The organism is Turicibacter sp. KK003 (assembly GCF_037014675.1).
In the GTDB taxonomy this organism is placed as follows: domain Bacteria; phylum Bacillota_I; class Bacilli_A; order MOL361; family Turicibacteraceae; genus Turicibacter; species Turicibacter faecis.
On sequence record NZ_CP142738.1, the window covers coordinates 245692 to 264273 of the forward strand.

Annotated in this window: 20 protein-coding genes; 14 read left to right on the forward strand and 6 right to left on the reverse strand. The window is 34.9% G+C overall.

The genetic code is table 11. The features are described 5' to 3' along the window. The first annotated feature begins 187 nt into the window (after positions 1 to 187). The 3 genes from VXM77_RS01145 (at position 188) to VXM77_RS01155 (ending at position 4477) form a co-directional block, all read left to right on the forward strand. A complete protein-coding gene (locus VXM77_RS01145) occupies positions 188 to 1483 on the forward strand; it encodes an NCS2 family permease (RefSeq protein WP_161832562.1) in 1296 nt (431 codons plus the stop codon). Between the two features lie 125 nt (positions 1484 to 1608). Further along, positions 1609 to 3144, forward strand: a complete 1536-nt coding sequence (guaA, locus tag VXM77_RS01150) for a glutamine-hydrolyzing GMP synthase (RefSeq protein WP_338506691.1) — start codon at positions 1609 to 1611, stop codon at positions 3142 to 3144. An 817-nt stretch (positions 3145 to 3961) separates the two neighbouring features. Beyond that, complete coding sequence (locus VXM77_RS01155; protein ID WP_161832240.1) at positions 3962 to 4477, forward strand: GNAT family N-acetyltransferase; 516 nt, start codon at positions 3962 to 3964, stop codon at positions 4475 to 4477. Positions 4478 to 4591: 114 nt separating this feature from the next. Here the strand turns inward: VXM77_RS01155 and VXM77_RS01160 are convergent, their stop codons facing one another. Continuing rightward, positions 4592 to 5107, reverse strand: a complete 516-nt coding sequence (locus VXM77_RS01160; RefSeq protein WP_161832241.1) for a GNAT family N-acetyltransferase — start codon at positions 5105 to 5107, stop codon at positions 4592 to 4594. Between the two features lie 27 nt (positions 5108 to 5134). Beyond that, on the reverse strand, positions 5135 to 5587 hold the full coding sequence (locus VXM77_RS01165; protein ID WP_161832242.1) for a MarR family transcriptional regulator: 453 nt from the start codon (positions 5585 to 5587) through the stop codon (positions 5135 to 5137). A gap of 209 nt (positions 5588 to 5796) precedes the next feature. Between VXM77_RS01165 and VXM77_RS01170 the strand changes: the two genes are divergently transcribed. The 4 genes from VXM77_RS01170 to VXM77_RS01185 all read left to right on the forward strand — a co-directional run bounded on the left by VXM77_RS01170 (position 5797) and on the right by VXM77_RS01185 (position 7949). Next, positions 5797 to 5991 carry a hypothetical protein gene (locus VXM77_RS01170; RefSeq protein WP_338505923.1) on the forward strand — a complete coding sequence of 65 codons (195 nt, stop codon included), beginning with the start codon at positions 5797 to 5799 and terminating at the stop codon, positions 5989 to 5991. Next, positions 5981 to 6337, forward strand: coding sequence for an IS66 family insertion sequence element accessory protein TnpB (gene tnpB, locus VXM77_RS01175; RefSeq protein WP_338505925.1), 357 nt, complete (start codon positions 5981 to 5983; stop codon positions 6335 to 6337). The genes VXM77_RS01170 and tnpB (VXM77_RS01175) overlap by 11 nt, the downstream gene beginning before the upstream one ends. A 107-nt stretch (positions 6338 to 6444) precedes the next feature. Continuing rightward, on the forward strand, positions 6445 to 6657 hold the full coding sequence (locus tag VXM77_RS01180; protein ID WP_338505928.1) for a hypothetical protein: 213 nt from the start codon (positions 6445 to 6447) through the stop codon (positions 6655 to 6657). Then, the gene (locus VXM77_RS01185; protein WP_338507421.1) at positions 6654 to 7949 is read left to right on the forward strand and encodes an IS66 family transposase; all 1296 of its coding nucleotides are present in this window, start codon (positions 6654 to 6656) and stop codon (positions 7947 to 7949) included. The genes VXM77_RS01180 and VXM77_RS01185 overlap by 4 nt, the downstream gene beginning before the upstream one ends. A 503-nt stretch (positions 7950 to 8452) precedes the next feature. On the opposite strand, the gene VXM77_RS01190 is transcribed toward VXM77_RS01185, so the two are convergent. Together VXM77_RS01190 and VXM77_RS01195 are read right to left on the reverse strand one after the other, a co-directional pair. After that, positions 8453 to 9196, reverse strand: a complete 744-nt coding sequence (locus VXM77_RS01190; protein WP_161832243.1) for a LytTR family DNA-binding domain-containing protein — start codon at positions 9194 to 9196, stop codon at positions 8453 to 8455. A 3-nt stretch (positions 9197 to 9199) separates the two neighbouring features. Further along, complete coding sequence (locus tag VXM77_RS01195) at positions 9200 to 9871, reverse strand: GHKL domain-containing protein (protein ID WP_338506696.1); 672 nt, start codon at positions 9869 to 9871, stop codon at positions 9200 to 9202. 421 nt (positions 9872 to 10292) lie between these two features. Here VXM77_RS01195 and VXM77_RS01200 point away from each other — a divergent pair, with 421 nt between their 5' ends. The 4 genes from VXM77_RS01200 (at position 10293) to VXM77_RS01215 (ending at position 12445) form a co-directional block, all read left to right on the forward strand. Next, positions 10293 to 10487, forward strand: coding sequence for a hypothetical protein (locus VXM77_RS01200; protein WP_338505923.1), 195 nt, complete (start codon positions 10293 to 10295; stop codon positions 10485 to 10487). Then, on the forward strand, positions 10477 to 10833 hold the full coding sequence (tnpB, locus tag VXM77_RS01205) for an IS66 family insertion sequence element accessory protein TnpB (protein ID WP_338505925.1): 357 nt from the start codon (positions 10477 to 10479) through the stop codon (positions 10831 to 10833). Before VXM77_RS01200 ends, tnpB (VXM77_RS01205) begins: the two co-directional genes overlap by 11 nt. A 107-nt stretch (positions 10834 to 10940) precedes the next feature. Next, positions 10941 to 11153 (forward strand): hypothetical protein, encoded by a 213-nt coding sequence (locus tag VXM77_RS01210; protein ID WP_338505928.1) that lies wholly within the window; start codon positions 10941 to 10943, stop codon positions 11151 to 11153. Then, positions 11150 to 12445 (forward strand): IS66 family transposase, encoded by a 1296-nt coding sequence (locus VXM77_RS01215; protein WP_338507421.1) that lies wholly within the window; start codon positions 11150 to 11152, stop codon positions 12443 to 12445. The genes VXM77_RS01210 and VXM77_RS01215 overlap by 4 nt, the downstream gene beginning before the upstream one ends. Positions 12446 to 12840: 395 nt before the next feature. Here the strand turns inward: VXM77_RS01215 and VXM77_RS01220 are convergent, their stop codons facing one another. Both VXM77_RS01220 and VXM77_RS01225 read right to left on the reverse strand, forming a co-directional pair. Next, entirely contained in the window at positions 12841 to 13029 is a 189-nt protein-coding gene (locus VXM77_RS01220) for a cyclic lactone autoinducer peptide (RefSeq protein ID WP_161832245.1), read from the reverse strand. After that, complete coding sequence (locus VXM77_RS01225) at positions 12998 to 13639, reverse strand: accessory gene regulator B family protein (protein WP_161832246.1); 642 nt, start codon at positions 13637 to 13639, stop codon at positions 12998 to 13000. The genes VXM77_RS01220 and VXM77_RS01225 overlap by 32 nt, the downstream gene beginning before the upstream one ends. Positions 13640 to 14186: 547 nt before the next feature. Here VXM77_RS01225 and VXM77_RS01230 point away from each other — a divergent pair. The 3 genes from VXM77_RS01230 (at position 14187) to VXM77_RS01240 (ending at position 18558) form a co-directional block, all read left to right on the forward strand. Then, the gene (locus VXM77_RS01230; RefSeq protein ID WP_161832247.1) at positions 14187 to 14621 is read left to right on the forward strand and encodes a hypothetical protein; all 435 of its coding nucleotides are present in this window, start codon (positions 14187 to 14189) and stop codon (positions 14619 to 14621) included. Positions 14622 to 14892: 271 nt separating this feature from the next. Then, positions 14893 to 17529, forward strand: coding sequence for a bifunctional acetaldehyde-CoA/alcohol dehydrogenase (adhE, locus tag VXM77_RS01235; protein ID WP_338506701.1), 2637 nt, complete (start codon positions 14893 to 14895; stop codon positions 17527 to 17529). 189 nt (positions 17530 to 17718) lie between these two features. Beyond that, a complete protein-coding gene (locus tag VXM77_RS01240) occupies positions 17719 to 18558 on the forward strand; it encodes a prephenate dehydrogenase (RefSeq protein WP_262950864.1) in 840 nt (279 codons plus the stop codon). Positions 18559 to 18582: the final 24 nt, after the last annotated feature.

Genomic DNA, 18582 nt, shown 5'->3' on the forward strand with positions numbered 1-18582 from the left:
TAGTCATTCCACTGTGGAGACTTTCAGTAATGGATACTGAAAGTCTTTTTTTGTTTAAATGATTGAGATAATTGTGAAGGCGGGCATTTAAAAATTACTATTGGAGTAGGAATTCATATAATGCACAATTTGTTTCATCATTTAAACAAAATCGGGAGAAGAATGAATAATTAGGAGGAGTAACCTTATGAACAAATTCTTCAAATTGGAAGAGCGTGGAACTACGGTTTCAAAGGAATTTATTGCTGGATTAACTACTTTTTTATCAATGGCATACATTATCTTTGTTAATCCCAATACATTGGGTGCAGCTGGAATGGATACTGGGGCGGTATTTACAGCTACTATTTTAGCGGCAACAATTGGGACTTTAATTATGGGACTTTATGCAAATTTCCCAGTTGCATTAGCACCGGGAATGGGAATGAATGCTTTTTTCGCGTATACTGTAGTTCTTATGATGGGATATAGCTGGCAACAGGCATTAGCTGGAATTTTTGTTTCAGGAATTTTATTTATTATTTTATCAGCTACTGGTTTACGAGAATTAATTATTAATAGTATTCCAACTGCTTTAAAACACGCAGTAGGAACAGGAATTGGATTTTTTATCGCATTTTTAGGATTCCAAAATTCAGGGATTATCGTTAATAACGATGCAACGTTAGTAGGAATCGGAAATTTAACAGATCCTAACGTTTTAATTACCGTTATCGGATTAATTGTTACTTTAGTTTTATTAGTTCGTAAGACACCAGCTGCCATTTTTATTGGAATGATTGTTACAGCTGTTGTAGGGATTCTTTTAGGTGTTGTAGCTTTACCAACACAAATTATTGCACCAATCCCATCTTTAAAACCAACATTTGGGGCATTATTTGAGGCATTACCAAGTATTTTTACGGTTGAAATGATTCCAGTTATTTTCTCATTTTTATTCGTTGACTTCTTCGATACTGCCGGAACTTTAGTTGCGGTTGGGACTCGTGCAGGATTAGTTGACCAAAAGGGACATTTAGTTAATGGAGATAAAGCTTTATTAGCTGACTCAAGTGCCACTGTTATTGGATCAGTTCTTGGAACATCTTCAACGACTTCATTTGTTGAATCACTAACAGGTGTTGAAGCGGGAGGACGTACAGGATTAACATCTGTCTTTACAGCGTTATGTTTCTTACTGATGTTATTCTGTTCAGGATTGTTATCTGTTGTTACATCAGCGGTAACGGCACCAGCCTTAATCACGGTAGGAATTTTAATGGCTTCATCACTAGGGGATATTGAATGGAAAAACCTAGAGACTTCAATTCCATCATTCGTTACAATCATTATGATGGTGTTAGGTTATTCAATTGCAGAGGGGATCGCATCAGGGTTTGTTTTATACCCAATTATGATGTTAGCGGCTCGTCGCCAAAAAGAAGTACATCCTGTAATGTGGGCATTAATGGTTATTTTCTTCATTCATTTTGTCCTCGCTTAAATTACCAGTTTATTTTGTCGAATTAATGTGGAAAAAAAGAATTTTATACTATATAATGGAAATAAGAAAATTATAGGTTTTTGCCTATAATTTTTTTAAAGAACGAAGTAAAAGAGGTGAAGGGTATGCAACATGATCAAGTGATTGTTCTTGATTTCGGGAGTCAATATAACCAATTAATTGCACGACGAATTCGAGAATTTGGAGTTTATAGTGAATTAAAATCACATAAATTAACGGCCGAAGAGATTAAAAAAATGCCTAATGTAAAAGGGATTATCTTTAGTGGAAGTCCAAATAGTGTAACGCAGGAAGGTGCTTTTACTGTAGACCCAGAAATTTTCAAATTAGGTTTACCGATTTTAGGAATTTGTTATGGGATGCAGTTAACGACGCATATGCATGGTGGAACTGTTGAACGTGCAGAACAACGTGAATATGGAAAAGCTGAGATTATTGTAAAAAATAATAGTAAGTTATTTACAAATACCCCTCAAGAACAAGTGGTTTGGATGAGTCATGGGTATCATGTAACAAAATTACCAGAAGGTTTTGTTGTGGATGCAAGTAGTGATTCATGTCCAATCGCAGCTGCTTCTTGTGAGGAACGAAATATTTATCTTGTGCAGTTCCATCCAGAAGTTCAACACTCAGTTTATGGGACAGACATGTTACGTAACTTTATTTTCGATGTTTGTGGTGCACAAGCGAATTGGTCAATGAAAAACTTTATTGAAGAACAAGTTCAAAAAATCCGTGAGCAAGTTGGAAACGACAATGTTTTATGTGCTTTAAGTGGAGGGGTTGACTCTTCAGTTGTTGCAGCGCTTATCCATCGTGCGATCGGTGATCAATTAACATGTATGTTTGTTGATCATGGATTGCTTCGTAAAGGTGAAGCAGAGAGTGTTGTTGAAACATTTGACGGAAAATTCAATATGAACTTTATTAAAATTGATGCACAGGACCGTTTCTTAAGCAAATTAAAAGGTGTCTCTGATCCTGAGCAAAAACGTAAAATTATTGGAAATGAGTTCGTTTATTGCTTTGATGAAGAGTCTGCTAAATTGAAAGATATGAAATTCTTAGCGCAAGGAACGTTATATACAGATATTATTGAGTCAGGAACAGATACGGCACAAACGATTAAATCGCATCATAACGTTGGGGGATTACCTGAGGATATGGAGTTTGAATTAATCGAACCATTAAATACGTTGTTCAAAGATGAAGTTCGTCAATTAGGATTAGAACTTGGTTTACCTGAGGAAATTGTCTTCCGTCAACCATTCCCAGGACCAGGACTTGGAATTCGCGTTCTTGGTGAAGTGACAGAAGAAAAATTAGAAATTGTTCGTGATTCGGATTTTATTTTACGTGAAGAGATTAAGAAGGCAGGCTTAGAACGAGATGTTTGGCAATATTTCACGGCATTACCGAATATTAAATCGGTTGGTGTCATGGGAGATGAGCGTACTTATGATTACACGATTGTTGTTCGTGCTGTAACATCAATCGATGGAATGACATCTGATTGGGCACGCATCCCATTTGAAGTATTAGAAAAAATCTCAGTTCGTATTGTAAACGAAGTGGCACATGTTAACCGCGTGGTGTATGATATTACTTCAAAACCGCCTGCAACAATTGAGTGGGAGTAATTTTACACCTCTAAAAAAACATAAACCAAGATTTTTGGTCATTTGAATTATCATAAGAATAAGGAAAGAGCTATTAGAGTTTTTGAAACTCTGATAGCTCTTTTTGTCTTACCCCATTATATTTTTTGAGTTTGTCATCAAATGCTTTAACCGTTGCATGTTTTCTGTGAAGGAATTTTTGCGCACGTCTATGTTGCATCATACTTTAGATAGGTATAACTCTATTCGACAGAATGTGCTGTTATAATTTTACCGTTTCTGTATGTTTCGGCTTTCAAGCTGTAAAGATTTTTTAATGTAAACAATATGTGCATAAGTCTGAGGTCGTTATCAATATCGGGAACGATAAGCGGTTGCTGTACAAGGTTTCAAGGATAGAATTCGTAGCAATATGGAGTAGTCGCAATAGGTATAAGTCGAAAAAGATAGCTTGCCACCGTTATCGAATGATACGGTATCAAGTGGGATAAAAGGATATGAACGAAAAGTATTTGTCTGTTTTTGATTTCAAACAACGGGAAAAAGAGGTTGCAGTTCTTGACGAAAAGATTGTAGACTATTGGCGATAAGTTGGACACGGCCCAGATAAAAACAGTTTGGTGAAAAGGAGAATGTCACACAAATGCTGTGAGTGTAGAAAATAGATAATATTACAGCGAGGGTAAGAGCGTTTGTCAATGCAGAATTGATATTCATCTAAAGTCAAGTTGTGCTATGCGAGTAATGTTATACAGTCATTTCCTTTTATCGAGTAGATTTTTTAACAATTAAAGAGTATAATAAGGGAAAAAATTACAATTTATCGAGGAGTAGCACAATGAATTTTGAATTAAGAATATTACAGTCTGAACATACTGTTCAATTTAAAGAAGATATGCAAATAGCTTTTCAACAAAGTGCGGTCGAAGGCTTCGGCGCAATAAATGAGCAGATTTTACCCGAATCGCATATAGACCGCTCCTTAAATGCAGAAGGTTCTGTGGCTTATGAAGCTGTTGTCGGTGGTGAACTTGTGGGTGGTGCTATTGTAGTGATAGACAAAAAAACACAACACAATTATTTAGATTTTTTGTATGTAAAGAACGGCATTCAAAGCAAAGGAATAGGTCAGGCTATCTGGAAAGCAATAGAGAAGTTACACCCTGAGACAAACGTGTGGGAAACTTGCACCCCATACTTTGAAAAGCGTAATATTCACTTTTATGTAAACAAATGTGGTTTTCATATAGTTGAATTTTTCAACAAGTGGCATAAAGATCCGAACGATTCGGACGATATTCCTATGGGTGATTATTTTGAGGGAATGTTCCGTTTTGAAAAGAAAATGAAATAATTAAATTACAATTTATAGGGGTATTTATGACCTAAATCGTCAATTTTAATCAGATAGCTGTATAGGGTGAGAAGAAAAAGCGTAGATAACCATAGAATATGGTTTCTACGCTTTTTATAGTTGTTTACTCATGATTAGATCGGTTTGTTCTTCTTCTCCCATGAAAAAGGAGTGGGCACCGATTACTTTAAATCCTAATGTTTCGTAAAAGGCGATTGCTTTAGGATTGTATTCCCAAACTCCGAGCCACATTAAATTTTTCTGATATTTTTTTGCTAATTGTTCAGCTGTTTCGATTAAATGACGACCAATACCTCGGCGTTTAAATGATTTTTTAATATAGATACGCTCCACTTCAAGAGCGTTTTCCCCCATTTTTTCTGATTGAGCGTCGTTAATATTTATTTTTAGATAACCTGCAAGTTCGTTATTAAAGTAAGCAAAGTAAAATTCTGAATGAGGATTTTCTAATTCTTTTTCTAATTTTGTAAGTTCATAGGCCGTATTGAGATAATCATTTAGACTTTTTTCAGAATTATTATCTTTGAATGTTTCTGTAAAGGTTTGAATACTCACCTCTTGTAAGTCTTGAACGTTATTTTTAGTGATTTTTTGTAGGTGAATTGACATAAGTTTTCTCCCTTCTTGCTCAGTTTATTAATATTCTCGTTTTTTTCCTTTTTTAACGTGTTCCCAGCTTACTTCAACATTTTTTCTAACCCGATGAAGGAGTGTCGCGAGTAGTAATTGTTCCTTTTCTGATAGACCGTTAACTGCTATTTGAGTTGAATAGTGATGTTCTTTCATAATAAGTGGGTAGATATTTTGGCCTTTTTCTGTTGGAAATAGGCATTTAATTTTTTTATTGATCGGATCTGCCTTTTTTTCAATGAGGTGATTAGCTTCTAACTTTTGTATGGCACGGGCGGCTGTTGTCCGATCAACTTTAATTAATTCTGACAGTTTTTCTAGAATGATTCCGGGGTTTTCACAGATGCGAACGAGATAGAGATATTGCCCCTTTGTCAAATCATACTCTTTAAATTCAATATTGCTAATAGAATCAAGTGAACGGGCAATCATCCCGATTTCTCTTAAGATATCTTTCATACTTTAAACCTCCAGTATAGACATATTCTATAATAATTTTGTTGCAAATACAACATTTTTAAAAGAAGATTAGATTTTTTGATAAATTTATGAACAGTTTTTCTATTATATGGTTTAAAAGATCGTAAGCACGTAATATAAACATGTCTATTATGACCTTCAACTTTGAGCTATACTGTAGCTATCAAAGTAAAGGAGGTCTATTTTTTATGAAAGAAAATCCTATTATAGTTCCAGTCGCATTGAGTGACTCTAATTTAAAGTCTCATTCAGTATCTGAGACTAATAAAAATACACCTGTTTGTCACTTTAAAATTAAGGATGCTGAAGTCACGTTTTACAATGGTGTGAACAAATATATCTTACATACTGTTCTAGCGGAGATGTCTAAGTATGCTCGTTGATTTTACTACGGTTCAAAATATCTTTATCGTTTGTGGCCATACTGATATGCGTTGTGGGATTGACGGTTTAGCTAGTGTCGTCTCGGATAAATACAACTTAGATTTATTTAATGATGCTATCTTCTTGTTTTGTGGAAGAAAAAAGGATCGATATAAAGCTTTGTACTGGGATCGTGAGGGATTTATGTTATTGTACAAACGAATTGAAAATGGAAATTTACAATGGCCTAAAGATCAAGATGAAGTTAAGAAATTAACGGCCCAAGAACTCCGTTGGTTATTAGAGGGGTTATCCATTCAACAACCCAAAGCCATTAAACCTGCTAAAACAGGATGTTTATACTAATAGAAATAAGGGATTTTCGACAAAAATCTCTTATTTCTATTTTCATAAGTTGTAAGATTAGGTATACTAATCTTAACACGAAACCTTTTTGAAAGCAGGTGAATTTGATGACAGAACTTGAACAACAATTAATGGAACAAAATAAGGCACTTCTGGAACAAGTTCGCCAACTAACTGAACAAATTCAGTACCTAAATAAAAAGCTATTTGGATCTTCGAGTGAAAAGACTAAAGTAGCCGACGGCCAAATTTCATTATTTAATCCAGATAATTTTTTGAAGAGACAGAGACAACTGAAGACCAAACCGTCGAAGAAATAACCTATCGACGTAAAAAACAAAAGGGAAGGAAGGCAGAATTAATCAAGGACTTACCAATTGAGGAAATCCATTGTCAATTACATGGAGAAGACTGCTTATGTACAAATTGTGGAAACGAAATGAAACAGATAGGAAAAAAGATCATTCGTGACGAAGTTTGTTTCGTTCCAGCCCGATTATATAAAAAGCGATACATTAGCTACGCGTATGCATGTGATTGTCATGATGCATCGATCGAAGCTAAACCGATTCGTTGTGCCGAAACTCCAAAAGCTCCGATTCAAAGAAGCTTTGCCGGAGCGAGTATGTTAGCTGAAGTTTTTCATCAAAAATACGTCTTAAGTATTCCTTGTTATCGACAAGTATCAGAATGGGCACGCTATGGATTAAGTGTGAGTGATAAGACGCTCTCAAATTGGATAATCACTACCTCTTATGATTGGTTACTTCCGATTTATGAGCGATTGAGAGATGAACTAGTTCAACAGACCGTTTTACACGCAGATGAAACACCGTATCAAATTTTAAATCGAGCGGATGGAAAACCTGCCACCTCTCAATCAAGGATTTGGTTATTTAGAACCATCAAAAATGCCCAACATCCTGTAGCTTATTACCACGCTGATCTAACACGTGAACGCGCGGTGGCAACCACTATCTTAGAAGGATTTAAAGGTTATCTTCACTGTGATGGGTACTCCGGCTATAAAAATATTCCCAACGTGAAATTAGTTGGATGTTGGGCTCATGTCAGAAGAAAGTTTTTTGAGATACCTGGAAATAACGGTAAGGCAAAAAAGGCAGTCGAATACTGCGATCAAATCTTTCGTTTTGAAAAGACGATTAAAGATTTATCTCCTGAGCAACGTCAAAAACAGCGCCAACTGATCATCAAACCAGTCATCGAAGAATTTTTCAAGTGGCTCGAATCCTTCTATGTGATGAAAGGAAAACTTCAAACAGCGGTGATGTATGCCCTCAATCAAAAGGTAGAGCTTTTGCGCTTTTTAGATGATGGAAATCTTGAAGCCTCGAATAATCTAGCTGAACAAGCGATTCGCCCCATCGCGATTGGTCGTAAAAACTACCTTTTTTCAACCAGTATGAAGGGTGCGACTGCTAATGCGATGGCATACACAATCCTGGAGACAGCCAAGGCAAACAGTCTAAATCCATCCAAATATCTCACTTATCTTTTTCAAAAACTACCTAATACGGACTTCATACGAAATCCAGGCGTATTGGTGGACTTTTTGCCATGGGCGAAAACAGTCCAAGAGATTTGTCAGTAACAATATAAGATAAAAGCTACCAACTCTGTACTTTTAGTTTACAGGATTGGTAGCTATTTTTGTATCCGTGTTATTATTACGTGCTTACAAAAGATCTAAGAAGATGTATCCTTGATTGTACAACCTGTTATGAGCATAGAAAAAAACAACATTCAATGATGAGTGTTGTTTTTCGTTTAGTAGTGTGGGGAATTTAACACATTGGTTATTGGTTGTTTATAAATGTTTTAATTTTGTGATTAGTCCAGCGCTTTATTATTGGGGTAACTTCATTTTATAATAAAGATTCGATTTATGAGCTTTTTTATGGGGCGCACTTAATTAATATTACAATCTGGCACTTTAAAAAAAGCCCAGTCCTCGTAAGGGATCTAAGCCTAATCATCTAGTTCATTTGACTATATTCAGAGATGTCAATAGAGCTCTAAAAAAATAAATTAGATTATTAAAGGGTGTATATGTGAATAAGAATATGAAGATTATTTCATATTTCAAATGCCAGTCTATCTTTTTTCAATCTCCCTTATTTTTTCTTCAAGTTCTTTTAAATACCTCCGTGAAACGAGACAATGATAGTTACCTTTAAGATAAACTATTTTATTCTTTTTATCAATATGAGTGATGTTAGATACATTTACGACAAAAGAGCGATGACAACGGAAAAGTCGCTCGTCACTTTTTTCAAGTTCACTTAAACGCCCATAAAAATGTGTTGTTTTTTTAGGAGTTATTAAATTAATTTTATGAGCAACCTGAGCTGTTTCAAAATATAAGATGTCTGAAAAGGGTAGTTGGAATTTTGTATACTGATTTTTAAATATAAATGAATCCTCACTTATTGGCTTGTTTAAATATTCACTCGCAATTTTTAAACATTCTTCAATATTTTTTTTAAACATTAAATTATCTTGATCTTTCGTAATGAAATCTAGTGCGGAGACTTTATATTCGAATGTCTTAGGAGCCAATTCTGGATGCGTGGTTACAAATACAATCGTTCCATACGGGTCTTTCGCACGAATGAGTTGAGCAATTTCTAAACCTTTTTTAGTATAGTCATTAATTTCCAAATCTAAAAAATAGAGGTGATAATTCCCCATTGATGTTAACTCATCGAGCAATTTATCCGGGCTAGCTGTTGAAAAGAGACGTTGGCAGGGAATATTATTCTTTTTTATTAACTCATTAATGATTTTTTCTAAACGGCTTCTTTGAATAGGGTTATCCTCTAAAACAAAAATGTCCACGTTTTATCGCTCCTCGTTTTGTAATATTAACGTTTGAATAAATACTCCTGATTCGTACGATGTTTCTAGTCTAATGTATTTGTTCTCTTCTAAGAGTTGGTGGACATTATATAAGCCAATCCCTCTATCTTTTCCTTTAGAAGAATAGCCTTTGGTATAGATAGTTTGTAAATCTATTTTCCTGTCCTCACAATTATTTTCAATCTGTATTTGTTGGGCATCTCTATCTTGAATCATGATAATGGAGATATAGGGATGGTTTGTCGTACTGGCTCCTTCGATTGCATTATCTAATAAGATAGAGAAAACTCTATAAAATGAAAAGGTATCCATGTAAATTGAATTAATCGGATCTTCTATTTCTAATCGAACCTCAATGCCACTGTTTTGAGATTTAATAATTTTGGCAGTGAGTAGACTTTTAATTTCGACTACTTGAATCTTATGTAGCTGTCCTAAAATATAGTCATTACCTTTGACCAGCTGCTTAGTGGGTTGGATAATGCTTTGATAGACATCTTTTATAATTTCAATATTTTCTTGACGAATCCCTTCCTCTAAACTCAATAAAATATTGAGATAATCATGACGGAAACTATTTAAGTTAGTATAGAGTTGTTCAATTTGAAGAGTATACTCATGTAGTTGTTGATTTAATATACGTTCCTGTTTCATCTTGGCATCCTTGTTTAAGATATAGATTAAAGTCATAACGACCAAACCTAATAACACGGCATAAATGAAAAATAATAAACCTGTAAGGATAAGATGTTTTGGACTAAATCCCTGGATTTGTCCAAGAAAGATATTAAAATAAAAAATAACGAGGGTTAGTAAAAGAAAGCTAAGAATTAGACTCTGATATTTTCTATCTAGCGTTAGAAATTGACGGAATTTTCCGATTAAAGATTTAATAAAACAACAAATTAAGATACTTAGCATACTAGCGAGAAGCTCTACCGTAAGGAGCCTATCATAATGTACAATAAAAGAATTTAAAACCTTCTTAAGGTAAGCACGTAATATAAACATGTCTATTATGACCTTCAACTTTGAGCTATACTGTAGCTATCAAAGTAAAGGAGGTCTATTTTTTATGAAAGAAAATCCTATTATAGTTCCAGTCGCATTGAGTGACTCTAATTTAAAGTCTCATTCAGTATCTGAGACTAATAAAAATACACCTGTTTGTCACTTTAAAATTAAGGATGCTGAAGTCACGTTTTACAATGGTGTGAACAAATATATCTTACATACTGTTCTAGCGGAGATGTCTAAGTATGCTCGTTGATTTTACTACGGTTCAAAATATCTTTATCGTTTGTGGCCATACTGATATGCGTTGTGGGATTGACGGTTTAGCTAGTGTCGTCTCGGATAAATACAACTTAGATTTATTTAATGATGCTATCTTCTTGTTTTGTGGAAGAAAAAAGGATCGATATAAAGCTTTGTACTGGGATCGTGAGGGATTTATGTTATTGTACAAACGAATTGAAAATGGAAATTTACAATGGCCTAAAGATCAAGATGAAGTTAAGAAATTAACGGCCCAAGAACTCCGTTGGTTATTAGAGGGGTTATCCATTCAACAACCCAAAGCCATTAAACCTGCTAAAACAGGATGTTTATACTAATAGAAATAAGGGATTTTCGACAAAAATCTCTTATTTCTATTTTCATAAGTTGTAAGATTAGGTATACTAATCTTAACACGAAACCTTTTTGAAAGCAGGTGAATTTGATGACAGAACTTGAACAACAATTAATGGAACAAAATAAGGCACTTCTGGAACAAGTTCGCCAACTAACTGAACAAATTCAGTACCTAAATAAAAAGCTATTTGGATCTTCGAGTGAAAAGACTAAAGTAGCCGACGGCCAAATTTCATTATTTAATCCAGATAATTTTTTGAAGAGACAGAGACAACTGAAGACCAAACCGTCGAAGAAATAACCTATCGACGTAAAAAACAAAAGGGAAGGAAGGCAGAATTAATCAAGGACTTACCAATTGAGGAAATCCATTGTCAATTACATGGAGAAGACTGCTTATGTACAAATTGTGGAAACGAAATGAAACAGATAGGAAAAAAGATCATTCGTGACGAAGTTTGTTTCGTTCCAGCCCGATTATATAAAAAGCGATACATTAGCTACGCGTATGCATGTGATTGTCATGATGCATCGATCGAAGCTAAACCGATTCGTTGTGCCGAAACTCCAAAAGCTCCGATTCAAAGAAGCTTTGCCGGAGCGAGTATGTTAGCTGAAGTTTTTCATCAAAAATACGTCTTAAGTATTCCTTGTTATCGACAAGTATCAGAATGGGCACGCTATGGATTAAGTGTGAGTGATAAGACGCTCTCAAATTGGATAATCACTACCTCTTATGATTGGTTACTTCCGATTTATGAGCGATTGAGAGATGAACTAGTTCAACAGACCGTTTTACACGCAGATGAAACACCGTATCAAATTTTAAATCGAGCGGATGGAAAACCTGCCACCTCTCAATCAAGGATTTGGTTATTTAGAACCATCAAAAATGCCCAACATCCTGTAGCTTATTACCACGCTGATCTAACACGTGAACGCGCGGTGGCAACCACTATCTTAGAAGGATTTAAAGGTTATCTTCACTGTGATGGGTACTCCGGCTATAAAAATATTCCCAACGTGAAATTAGTTGGATGTTGGGCTCATGTCAGAAGAAAGTTTTTTGAGATACCTGGAAATAACGGTAAGGCAAAAAAGGCAGTCGAATACTGCGATCAAATCTTTCGTTTTGAAAAGACGATTAAAGATTTATCTCCTGAGCAACGTCAAAAACAGCGCCAACTGATCATCAAACCAGTCATCGAAGAATTTTTCAAGTGGCTCGAATCCTTCTATGTGATGAAAGGAAAACTTCAAACAGCGGTGATGTATGCCCTCAATCAAAAGGTAGAGCTTTTGCGCTTTTTAGATGATGGAAATCTTGAAGCCTCGAATAATCTAGCTGAACAAGCGATTCGCCCCATCGCGATTGGTCGTAAAAACTACCTTTTTTCAACCAGTATGAAGGGTGCGACTGCTAATGCGATGGCATACACAATCCTGGAGACAGCCAAGGCAAACAGTCTAAATCCATCCAAATATCTCACTTATCTTTTTCAAAAACTACCTAATACGGACTTCATACGAAATCCAGGCGTATTGGTGGACTTTTTGCCATGGGCGAAAACAGTCCAAGAGATTTGTCAGTAACAATATAAGATAAAAGCTACCAACTCTGTACTTTTAGTTTACAGGATTGGTAGCTATTTTTGTATCCGTGTTATTATTACGTGCTTACTTCTTAAGGACATACATTTCCATGATTTGTGAAAAGTAATCAGTTACCACTATTATAATTAATGGGACACATACTGATAGAATATTAGTAAACACTTGCTTAGTCTTCAAGGATAGCGAGATAATTAAAAATAAAATAACGACAAAGATCGCAAAAAATCCAATGACATTATAAAGAGGGAGTCCAATTATAGTAATGATTAATAACCAAATAATGAAATCCTTTATAGCTATTTTTTGAGGGGATAAAATACTGGCTCCTGTTAGTAATGTTACTAATTGTAAAAAGAGAATAAAATAAAGAGTCATTAAATAGTCTCCTCCAATTTTTGATTTACTCGCCGAGTCAATAATGCTTGAGGGATATCAGGCTCATAAGCAAATCCGATACAGGTAGTATCAATGGCTTTATCCCCTACTTTTGATGCGACTTTTCCTAACGATTTAGCGGTTTCTTGCCTAAGTTTATTCATCAAATGTTTCTGTATATTTTTCATAGTTGTTATAGCTCCTTTTTAAAATTTTATAGGTCAGGGGTAAAGTAAAAATAATTTGACTGAGGATTCCTAAAGTGATCATCTTTTTAATGTCAGGATTTTTAATCATTAAGGTGATGAAGAAAAGAATTAGGCAATGAATTAAGGATTGTTTACGTAATTTTTCTCTTCTTTGTCTATTAATTAAGGGTTGTTTTTCGGTATCCGCAGGTGCATAACGATTTAAACATAAAAAAGAAACCATAAAACTAATTATAATAAAATGATTGCTGAATATAAAATGACGTGAGAAATAAGGAAGTAGAACAAATAAAACAATACTAATAGTTGAACAATTTAAACTTGTTTTTGCATGGAGACCATGAGATTTAACTCTTAAAAAAAGATAGGAAGTGTGCAAAATGAGGGTTAAATAAAAGGTATTTAGTACAAAGGCTAAACCATAAATTACGGTTCCTTTTAAAAGGTTAATTAGTATAACTTCAATCCCTAATTTTATTTTTAAATATTCTAAATCATCTATTACAATGTTACGTTTAATCCAATCGGCTACCATAGTTGCGATGAATTCTACCCAATTTTTTTTTGAAAGAATCACATATTTAGTCATTTATTCATCCCCCTTATACACCAAAATTATACCATTTACTCTGCAGAATTTAAAAATAATAATTTCATTTATTGGTGTTTTTTTGTCGAAAATGAAGGAAGTATTGATTTGAAGTCTCAATATTTTATGTTTTGAAAGAAGGAGCCCTTGTATTATGTAGAAACATCCAAAGCAAATGAAGCTTTCGATGAGAAGAGGAGAGTAAAACTTAAGTGAAGGTGGCGAAGAAATATCTACAAATGAAATCAAATTTTTGGTTAGATAATTAGGTTTTAATTAGTCTGTATAAATGCCTTAGTCTTTAATAAAAAAGTTCTATGAAATCCTAATGGAATAGGTTCTTTTTGACCGTTTATGAGTAAAAAATGACCGTTTAGGAAAAAATATTGTTTCTATTTGGAAAATGTAGTAAGGTTAATAGGAAGTAAAATTTGAGGGATGAAATTAACAGAGAAAAATATTTAGTTTTTTACGGCATACTACCGTTCATTCATTATTTAATTTTACTGGAACAATTAATTTATTTTAAGGTGATAGGAGAGATAGGATGTTAAAGAGGGTTGCTTTACTCGGTGTATTGTTTTCATTTTTTATGGTAGGTTGTTCAAATATTGATTCAAAAGTTTCAACAGAACTTGAATCAACGACTGAGAAATTTTTTAAGGAGATAAATGATTTATCTGATTATACGAATGAGTCAGAATTAGAGGCATTAAATAGTTACTTTACGGATGATAGCGCGGTTAAAGGTGACTTAATCGAGTATTTAACTGTTTATCAATTAGAGAATGAAAAAGAGGTACCTAATTACGAGGTTACGAAGATGGAAATTAAACCACAAGACGATTTATATCGCGTCCATGTTAAATACGATATGAAGTCTAAAGAAACAGACCAATTATTATATTCATCAGATTTGAATCTCTATTTTAAAGATGTTAACGGTGAAATGAAAATTGACACAGCTGATTATGGTGGATAAACCGAAGTAGAAGAGCGATATTGAGGGATAAGACAAAGAAGCAAGTGAGAATCATTTGCTTCTTTTTTTTATGGCGTATCTTTAAAATAAAATGATGTGATATCTTGATGGAGATAGAGCAATCTTCATGAATCAATAATTTTCTTTTATTAAGCGAATCAACGTTTTAAATATTGTTCCTTTTTTCTTTTTGACAGTCATATTTATTCGCTTTGTTTAATATACCGTAATGTATATGATTGTATTGTTTAGTTGGGGAGGAATAGATTAAATGAGTGAAGAAAATAAGGTGACATGGACAAATGAAGAAATTGATAGCCATGTTGATGAGTTAGTTCAAAAGGCATTAAAAGCGTTAGATGATTTTGAAACATTTAATCAAGAGCAAGTGGATTACATAGTGGCTAAATGTTCAGTAGCTGGACTTGATCAACATGGTGTATTAGCCGAAGCGGCCGTTAAAGAAACGGGACGTGGTGTTTTTGAGGATAAGGCAGTAAAAAATTTATTTGCCTGTGAATATGTCACAAATAATCTTCGTCATTTAAAAACGGTAGGAATTATTAATGAGGATGCTTTAACAGGAATTACTGAGATTGCTGAACCAGTTGGGGTTGTCTGTGGAATTATTCCAACAACTAATCCGACATCTACGGTTATTTTTAAATCGTTAATTGCCTTAAAAACGAGAAATCCGATTATTTTCTCTTTTCATCCATCGGCGTATGAATGTTCGGTTCAGGCAGCAACGGTAATTAGAGATGCAGCAATTAAAGCGGGGGCACCAGCTAACTGTATTCAGTGGTTAGGGATGCGCTCAATGTATGCGACAACTAGTTTAATGAATCATCCAGGGGTTGCGACTATTTTAGCAACTGGAGGAAATTCCATGGTTAAGGCTGCTTATTCATGTGGAAAACCAGCACTTGGGGTTGGAGCAGGGAATGTGCCTGCTTATGTTGAAAAAACATGTGTGTTAAAGCGTGCGGTTAACGACATTGTTTTATCAAAATCATTTGATAATGGGATGATTTGTGCATCTGAGCAAGCAGCGATTGTGGATCATGAAATTTATGATGCATTTATTGAAGAGATGAGTCGTTTTAAAGTGTATTTTGCGAATGATGAAGAAAAAGCAAAATTAGAAAATTATATGTTTGGCTGCCAAGCTTACGGTGAAAATGTTTCACAAGCTCGTTTGAATCCCGCTGTAGTTGGAAAGCCAGCTTCGTGGATTGCAGAGCAATCAGGATTTAATGTTCCTGAAGATACCCAAATTATTTGTGTCATTTGTCAAGAGGTTGGTCCAAATGAACCATTGACACGTGAAAAATTATCCCCAGTATTAGCGGTTTTAAAGGCGACATCGACAGAAGATGGACTTGCTAAATCAGCTGCTATGGTGGAATTTAACGGATTAGGACATTCGGCAGCTATTCATACACAAGACCATAATATTTCTGTACAATTTGGACTAAAATGTAAAGCGATTCGGGTGATTGAAAATGCACCTTCAACATTTGGGGGAATTGGATCAGTTTATAATGCCTTTATTCCATCATTAACGTTAGGATGTGGGTCTTATGGCCATAACTCTGTTTCAAACAATGTGAGTGCGGTGAATTTATTAAATATTAAACGGATTGGTCGTCGAAATAACAATATGCAGTGGATGAAATTACCTCCTAAAATTTACTTTGAGCGTAATTCTATTCGCTATTTACGTGACATGAAAGAGATGGAGAAGGCGATGATTGTCACAGATCGTGGAATGTATAATTTAGGCTATGTGGATAAAGTTGAGGATGTTATTAAGCGTCGTCGTAATAAGGTAGATTTGGAATTATTCTTTGATGTTGAACCAGATCCAAGCATTGAGACAGTTAATGCGGGTGTTGAATTGATGAGAAAGTTCCAGCCTGATACAATTATTGCCTTAGGTGGGGGATCTTCAATGGATGCGGCTAAGGTGATGTGGTTGATGTATGAGCACCCAGAAGTAAACTTTGATGACATTAAACAGAAGTTTATGGATATTCGTAAACGTGCCTTTAAATTTCCTGAGTTAGGGAAAAAAGCCCGATTAATCTGTATTCCAACGACATCAGGGACGGGATCTGAAGTGACACCGTTTGCTGTTATTACAGATAAATCAGAAAATAAAAAGTATCCATTAACGGATTATTCTTTAACTCCAACAGTGGCGATTGTTGACCCAGAATTCGCTAAAACGATGCCGGCTTCAATTGCTGCCGATACAGGGATTGATGTATTGACGCATGCGATTGAGGCATATGTCTCAATTTTAGCTTCTGATTTTACTGATGGATTAGCGAAACAAGCTGTTAAATTAGTGTTTGATTATTTAGAACGCTCAGTTAAGAATGGTAAAAATGATCCAGAAGCGCGTGAAAAAATGCATAATGCTGGGACAATTGCAGGAATGGCGTTTGCTAATGCTTTCCTTGGAATGAATCACTCATTAGCACATAAAATTGGTGGCGAGTGGCATGTACCTCATGGGCGTACAAACGGTATTCTTTTACCACATGTGATTCGTTATAATGGAACGATTCCAACAAAATTAAATATTTGGCCAAAAATTGAAAATTATAAAGCAGATATTAAATATATGGAGCTAGCTCAATTAATTGGCCTAAATCCTCAAACACCAGAAGAAGGTGTTCAAATGTTTGCAGATGCCTGTGAAGAATTATGTAAGAAAGTTGGAATTCCTGCAAATATTAAATCTCAAGGTATCGATCAAGAGGCATGGGAAGAATCGGTTCATCGTATGGCAATGAATGCTTATGAGGATCAATGTACACCGGCGAATCCACGGATGCCAATGGTACATGATATGGAAGCTATCCTGCGTTTAATTTATGATTATGAAAGTAAGTTTTAAAAAAGAGTCTAAGGGCTCTTTTTTTTCGCAACAGGGTATAAAAAATTAAGTCATATTCTTAAGACAAAAATCCATATAATAGATAGAGGATTTAGACGTGCTTAAAAGTTCGAGATAAATGCTAATTTACCAGAGGATAACATTCATAAAAGAAATCATTGAATTCTTAAAATAAAGGGGAGATTTGCAATGAAAATTGTGATCGTAGGATTAGGTGTTATTGGGGGTTCGTTTGCGATGGCACTTAAGGAGGCAGGGTATCGAGAGGTTTATGGGATAGATACAAACGCTCAAACGCTACAAAAGGCGAGAGAGATGGGGATTATTAGGGAGGGACAAACGGTGGGTGATCGACTGCTTAGAGATGCGGATTTAGTTATCCTAGCCATTTATCCACAACTCATGAGGTCTTTTATTCAAAATCATCTTCAGCATTTAAAGCCAGGGTGCGTGATTACGGATGCAACAGGAATTAAGGGGATGTTTATCGAGGATATACTAGCAATGCTGCCTGAAGAAATTGATTTTGTATTCGGTCATCCGATGGCCGGACGAGAGAAAAAGGGAATTGATTTTGCATCACATCAGGTGTTTAAAGGGGCTAATTATTTAATTACGCCCACAAAGAAGAATAAAGAAAAAAATATTGAATTAATTGAGGGTCTTGCTTATGAAATGGGATTCAAAAAAGTAAGGCGTATCACTCCCTCTTTTCATGATGAGATGATCGGTTTCACATCTCAACTTCCGCATGCTATTGCTGTTGCTTTAATAAATAGTGATGAGGAGGGACGTGACACGGGGAGCTTTATCGGGGATAGTTATAGAGAGCTAACACGCATTGCAAATATTAATGAGGATTTATGGAGTGAGCTTTTTTTAGGAAATAAGGACAATTTATTAAAGGCCATTAACAACTTTGAACTAGAGTTAGATCTTATTAAAAAAGCTATTCATGATTATGATATAGAAACACTTAAGCAGTACTTTAGAAAGTCAACTCAAAGGAGAGAAGGGTTAGATAGTTAGTACTCGTCCCCTCTCGTTTACATT

Excerpts from the sequence above, each read along its gene's own strand:
- VXM77_RS01165 (WP_161832242.1), bottom strand. The coding sequence starts at position 5,587 with ATGAAAGATATCTTAAGAGAAATCGGGATGATTGCCCGTTCACTTGAT.
- VXM77_RS01155 (WP_161832240.1), top strand. The coding sequence starts at position 3,962 with ATGAATTTTGAATTAAGAATATTACAGTCTGAACATACTGTTCAATTT.
- VXM77_RS01200 (WP_338505923.1), top strand. The coding sequence starts at position 10,293 with ATGAAAGAAAATCCTATTATAGTTCCAGTCGCATTGAGTGACTCTAAT.
- tnpB (WP_338505925.1), top strand. The coding sequence starts at position 5,981 with ATGCTCGTTGATTTTACTACGGTTCAAAATATCTTTATCGTTTGTGGC.
- VXM77_RS01210 (WP_338505928.1), top strand. The coding sequence starts at position 10,941 with ATGACAGAACTTGAACAACAATTAATGGAACAAAATAAGGCACTTCTG.
- guaA (WP_338506691.1), top strand. The coding sequence starts at position 1,609 with ATGCAACATGATCAAGTGATTGTTCTTGATTTCGGGAGTCAATATAAC.
- VXM77_RS01170 (WP_338505923.1), top strand. The coding sequence starts at position 5,797 with ATGAAAGAAAATCCTATTATAGTTCCAGTCGCATTGAGTGACTCTAAT.
- VXM77_RS01225 (WP_161832246.1), bottom strand. The coding sequence starts at position 13,639 with ATGACTAAATATGTGATTCTTTCAAAAAAAAATTGGGTAGAATTCATC.
- VXM77_RS01160 (WP_161832241.1), bottom strand. The coding sequence starts at position 5,107 with ATGTCAATTCACCTACAAAAAATCACTAAAAATAACGTTCAAGACTTA.
- VXM77_RS01145 (WP_161832562.1), top strand. The coding sequence starts at position 188 with ATGAACAAATTCTTCAAATTGGAAGAGCGTGGAACTACGGTTTCAAAG.
- adhE (WP_338506701.1), top strand. The coding sequence starts at position 14,893 with ATGAGTGAAGAAAATAAGGTGACATGGACAAATGAAGAAATTGATAGC.
- VXM77_RS01195 (WP_338506696.1), bottom strand. The coding sequence starts at position 9,871 with ATGAAACAGGAACGTATATTAAATCAACAACTACATGAGTATACTCTT.
- VXM77_RS01220 (WP_161832245.1), bottom strand. The coding sequence starts at position 13,029 with ATGAAAAATATACAGAAACATTTGATGAATAAACTTAGGCAAGAAACC.
- VXM77_RS01180 (WP_338505928.1), top strand. The coding sequence starts at position 6,445 with ATGACAGAACTTGAACAACAATTAATGGAACAAAATAAGGCACTTCTG.
- VXM77_RS01240 (WP_262950864.1), top strand. The coding sequence starts at position 17,719 with ATGAAAATTGTGATCGTAGGATTAGGTGTTATTGGGGGTTCGTTTGCG.
- tnpB (WP_338505925.1), top strand. The coding sequence starts at position 10,477 with ATGCTCGTTGATTTTACTACGGTTCAAAATATCTTTATCGTTTGTGGC.
- VXM77_RS01230 (WP_161832247.1), top strand. The coding sequence starts at position 14,187 with ATGTTAAAGAGGGTTGCTTTACTCGGTGTATTGTTTTCATTTTTTATG.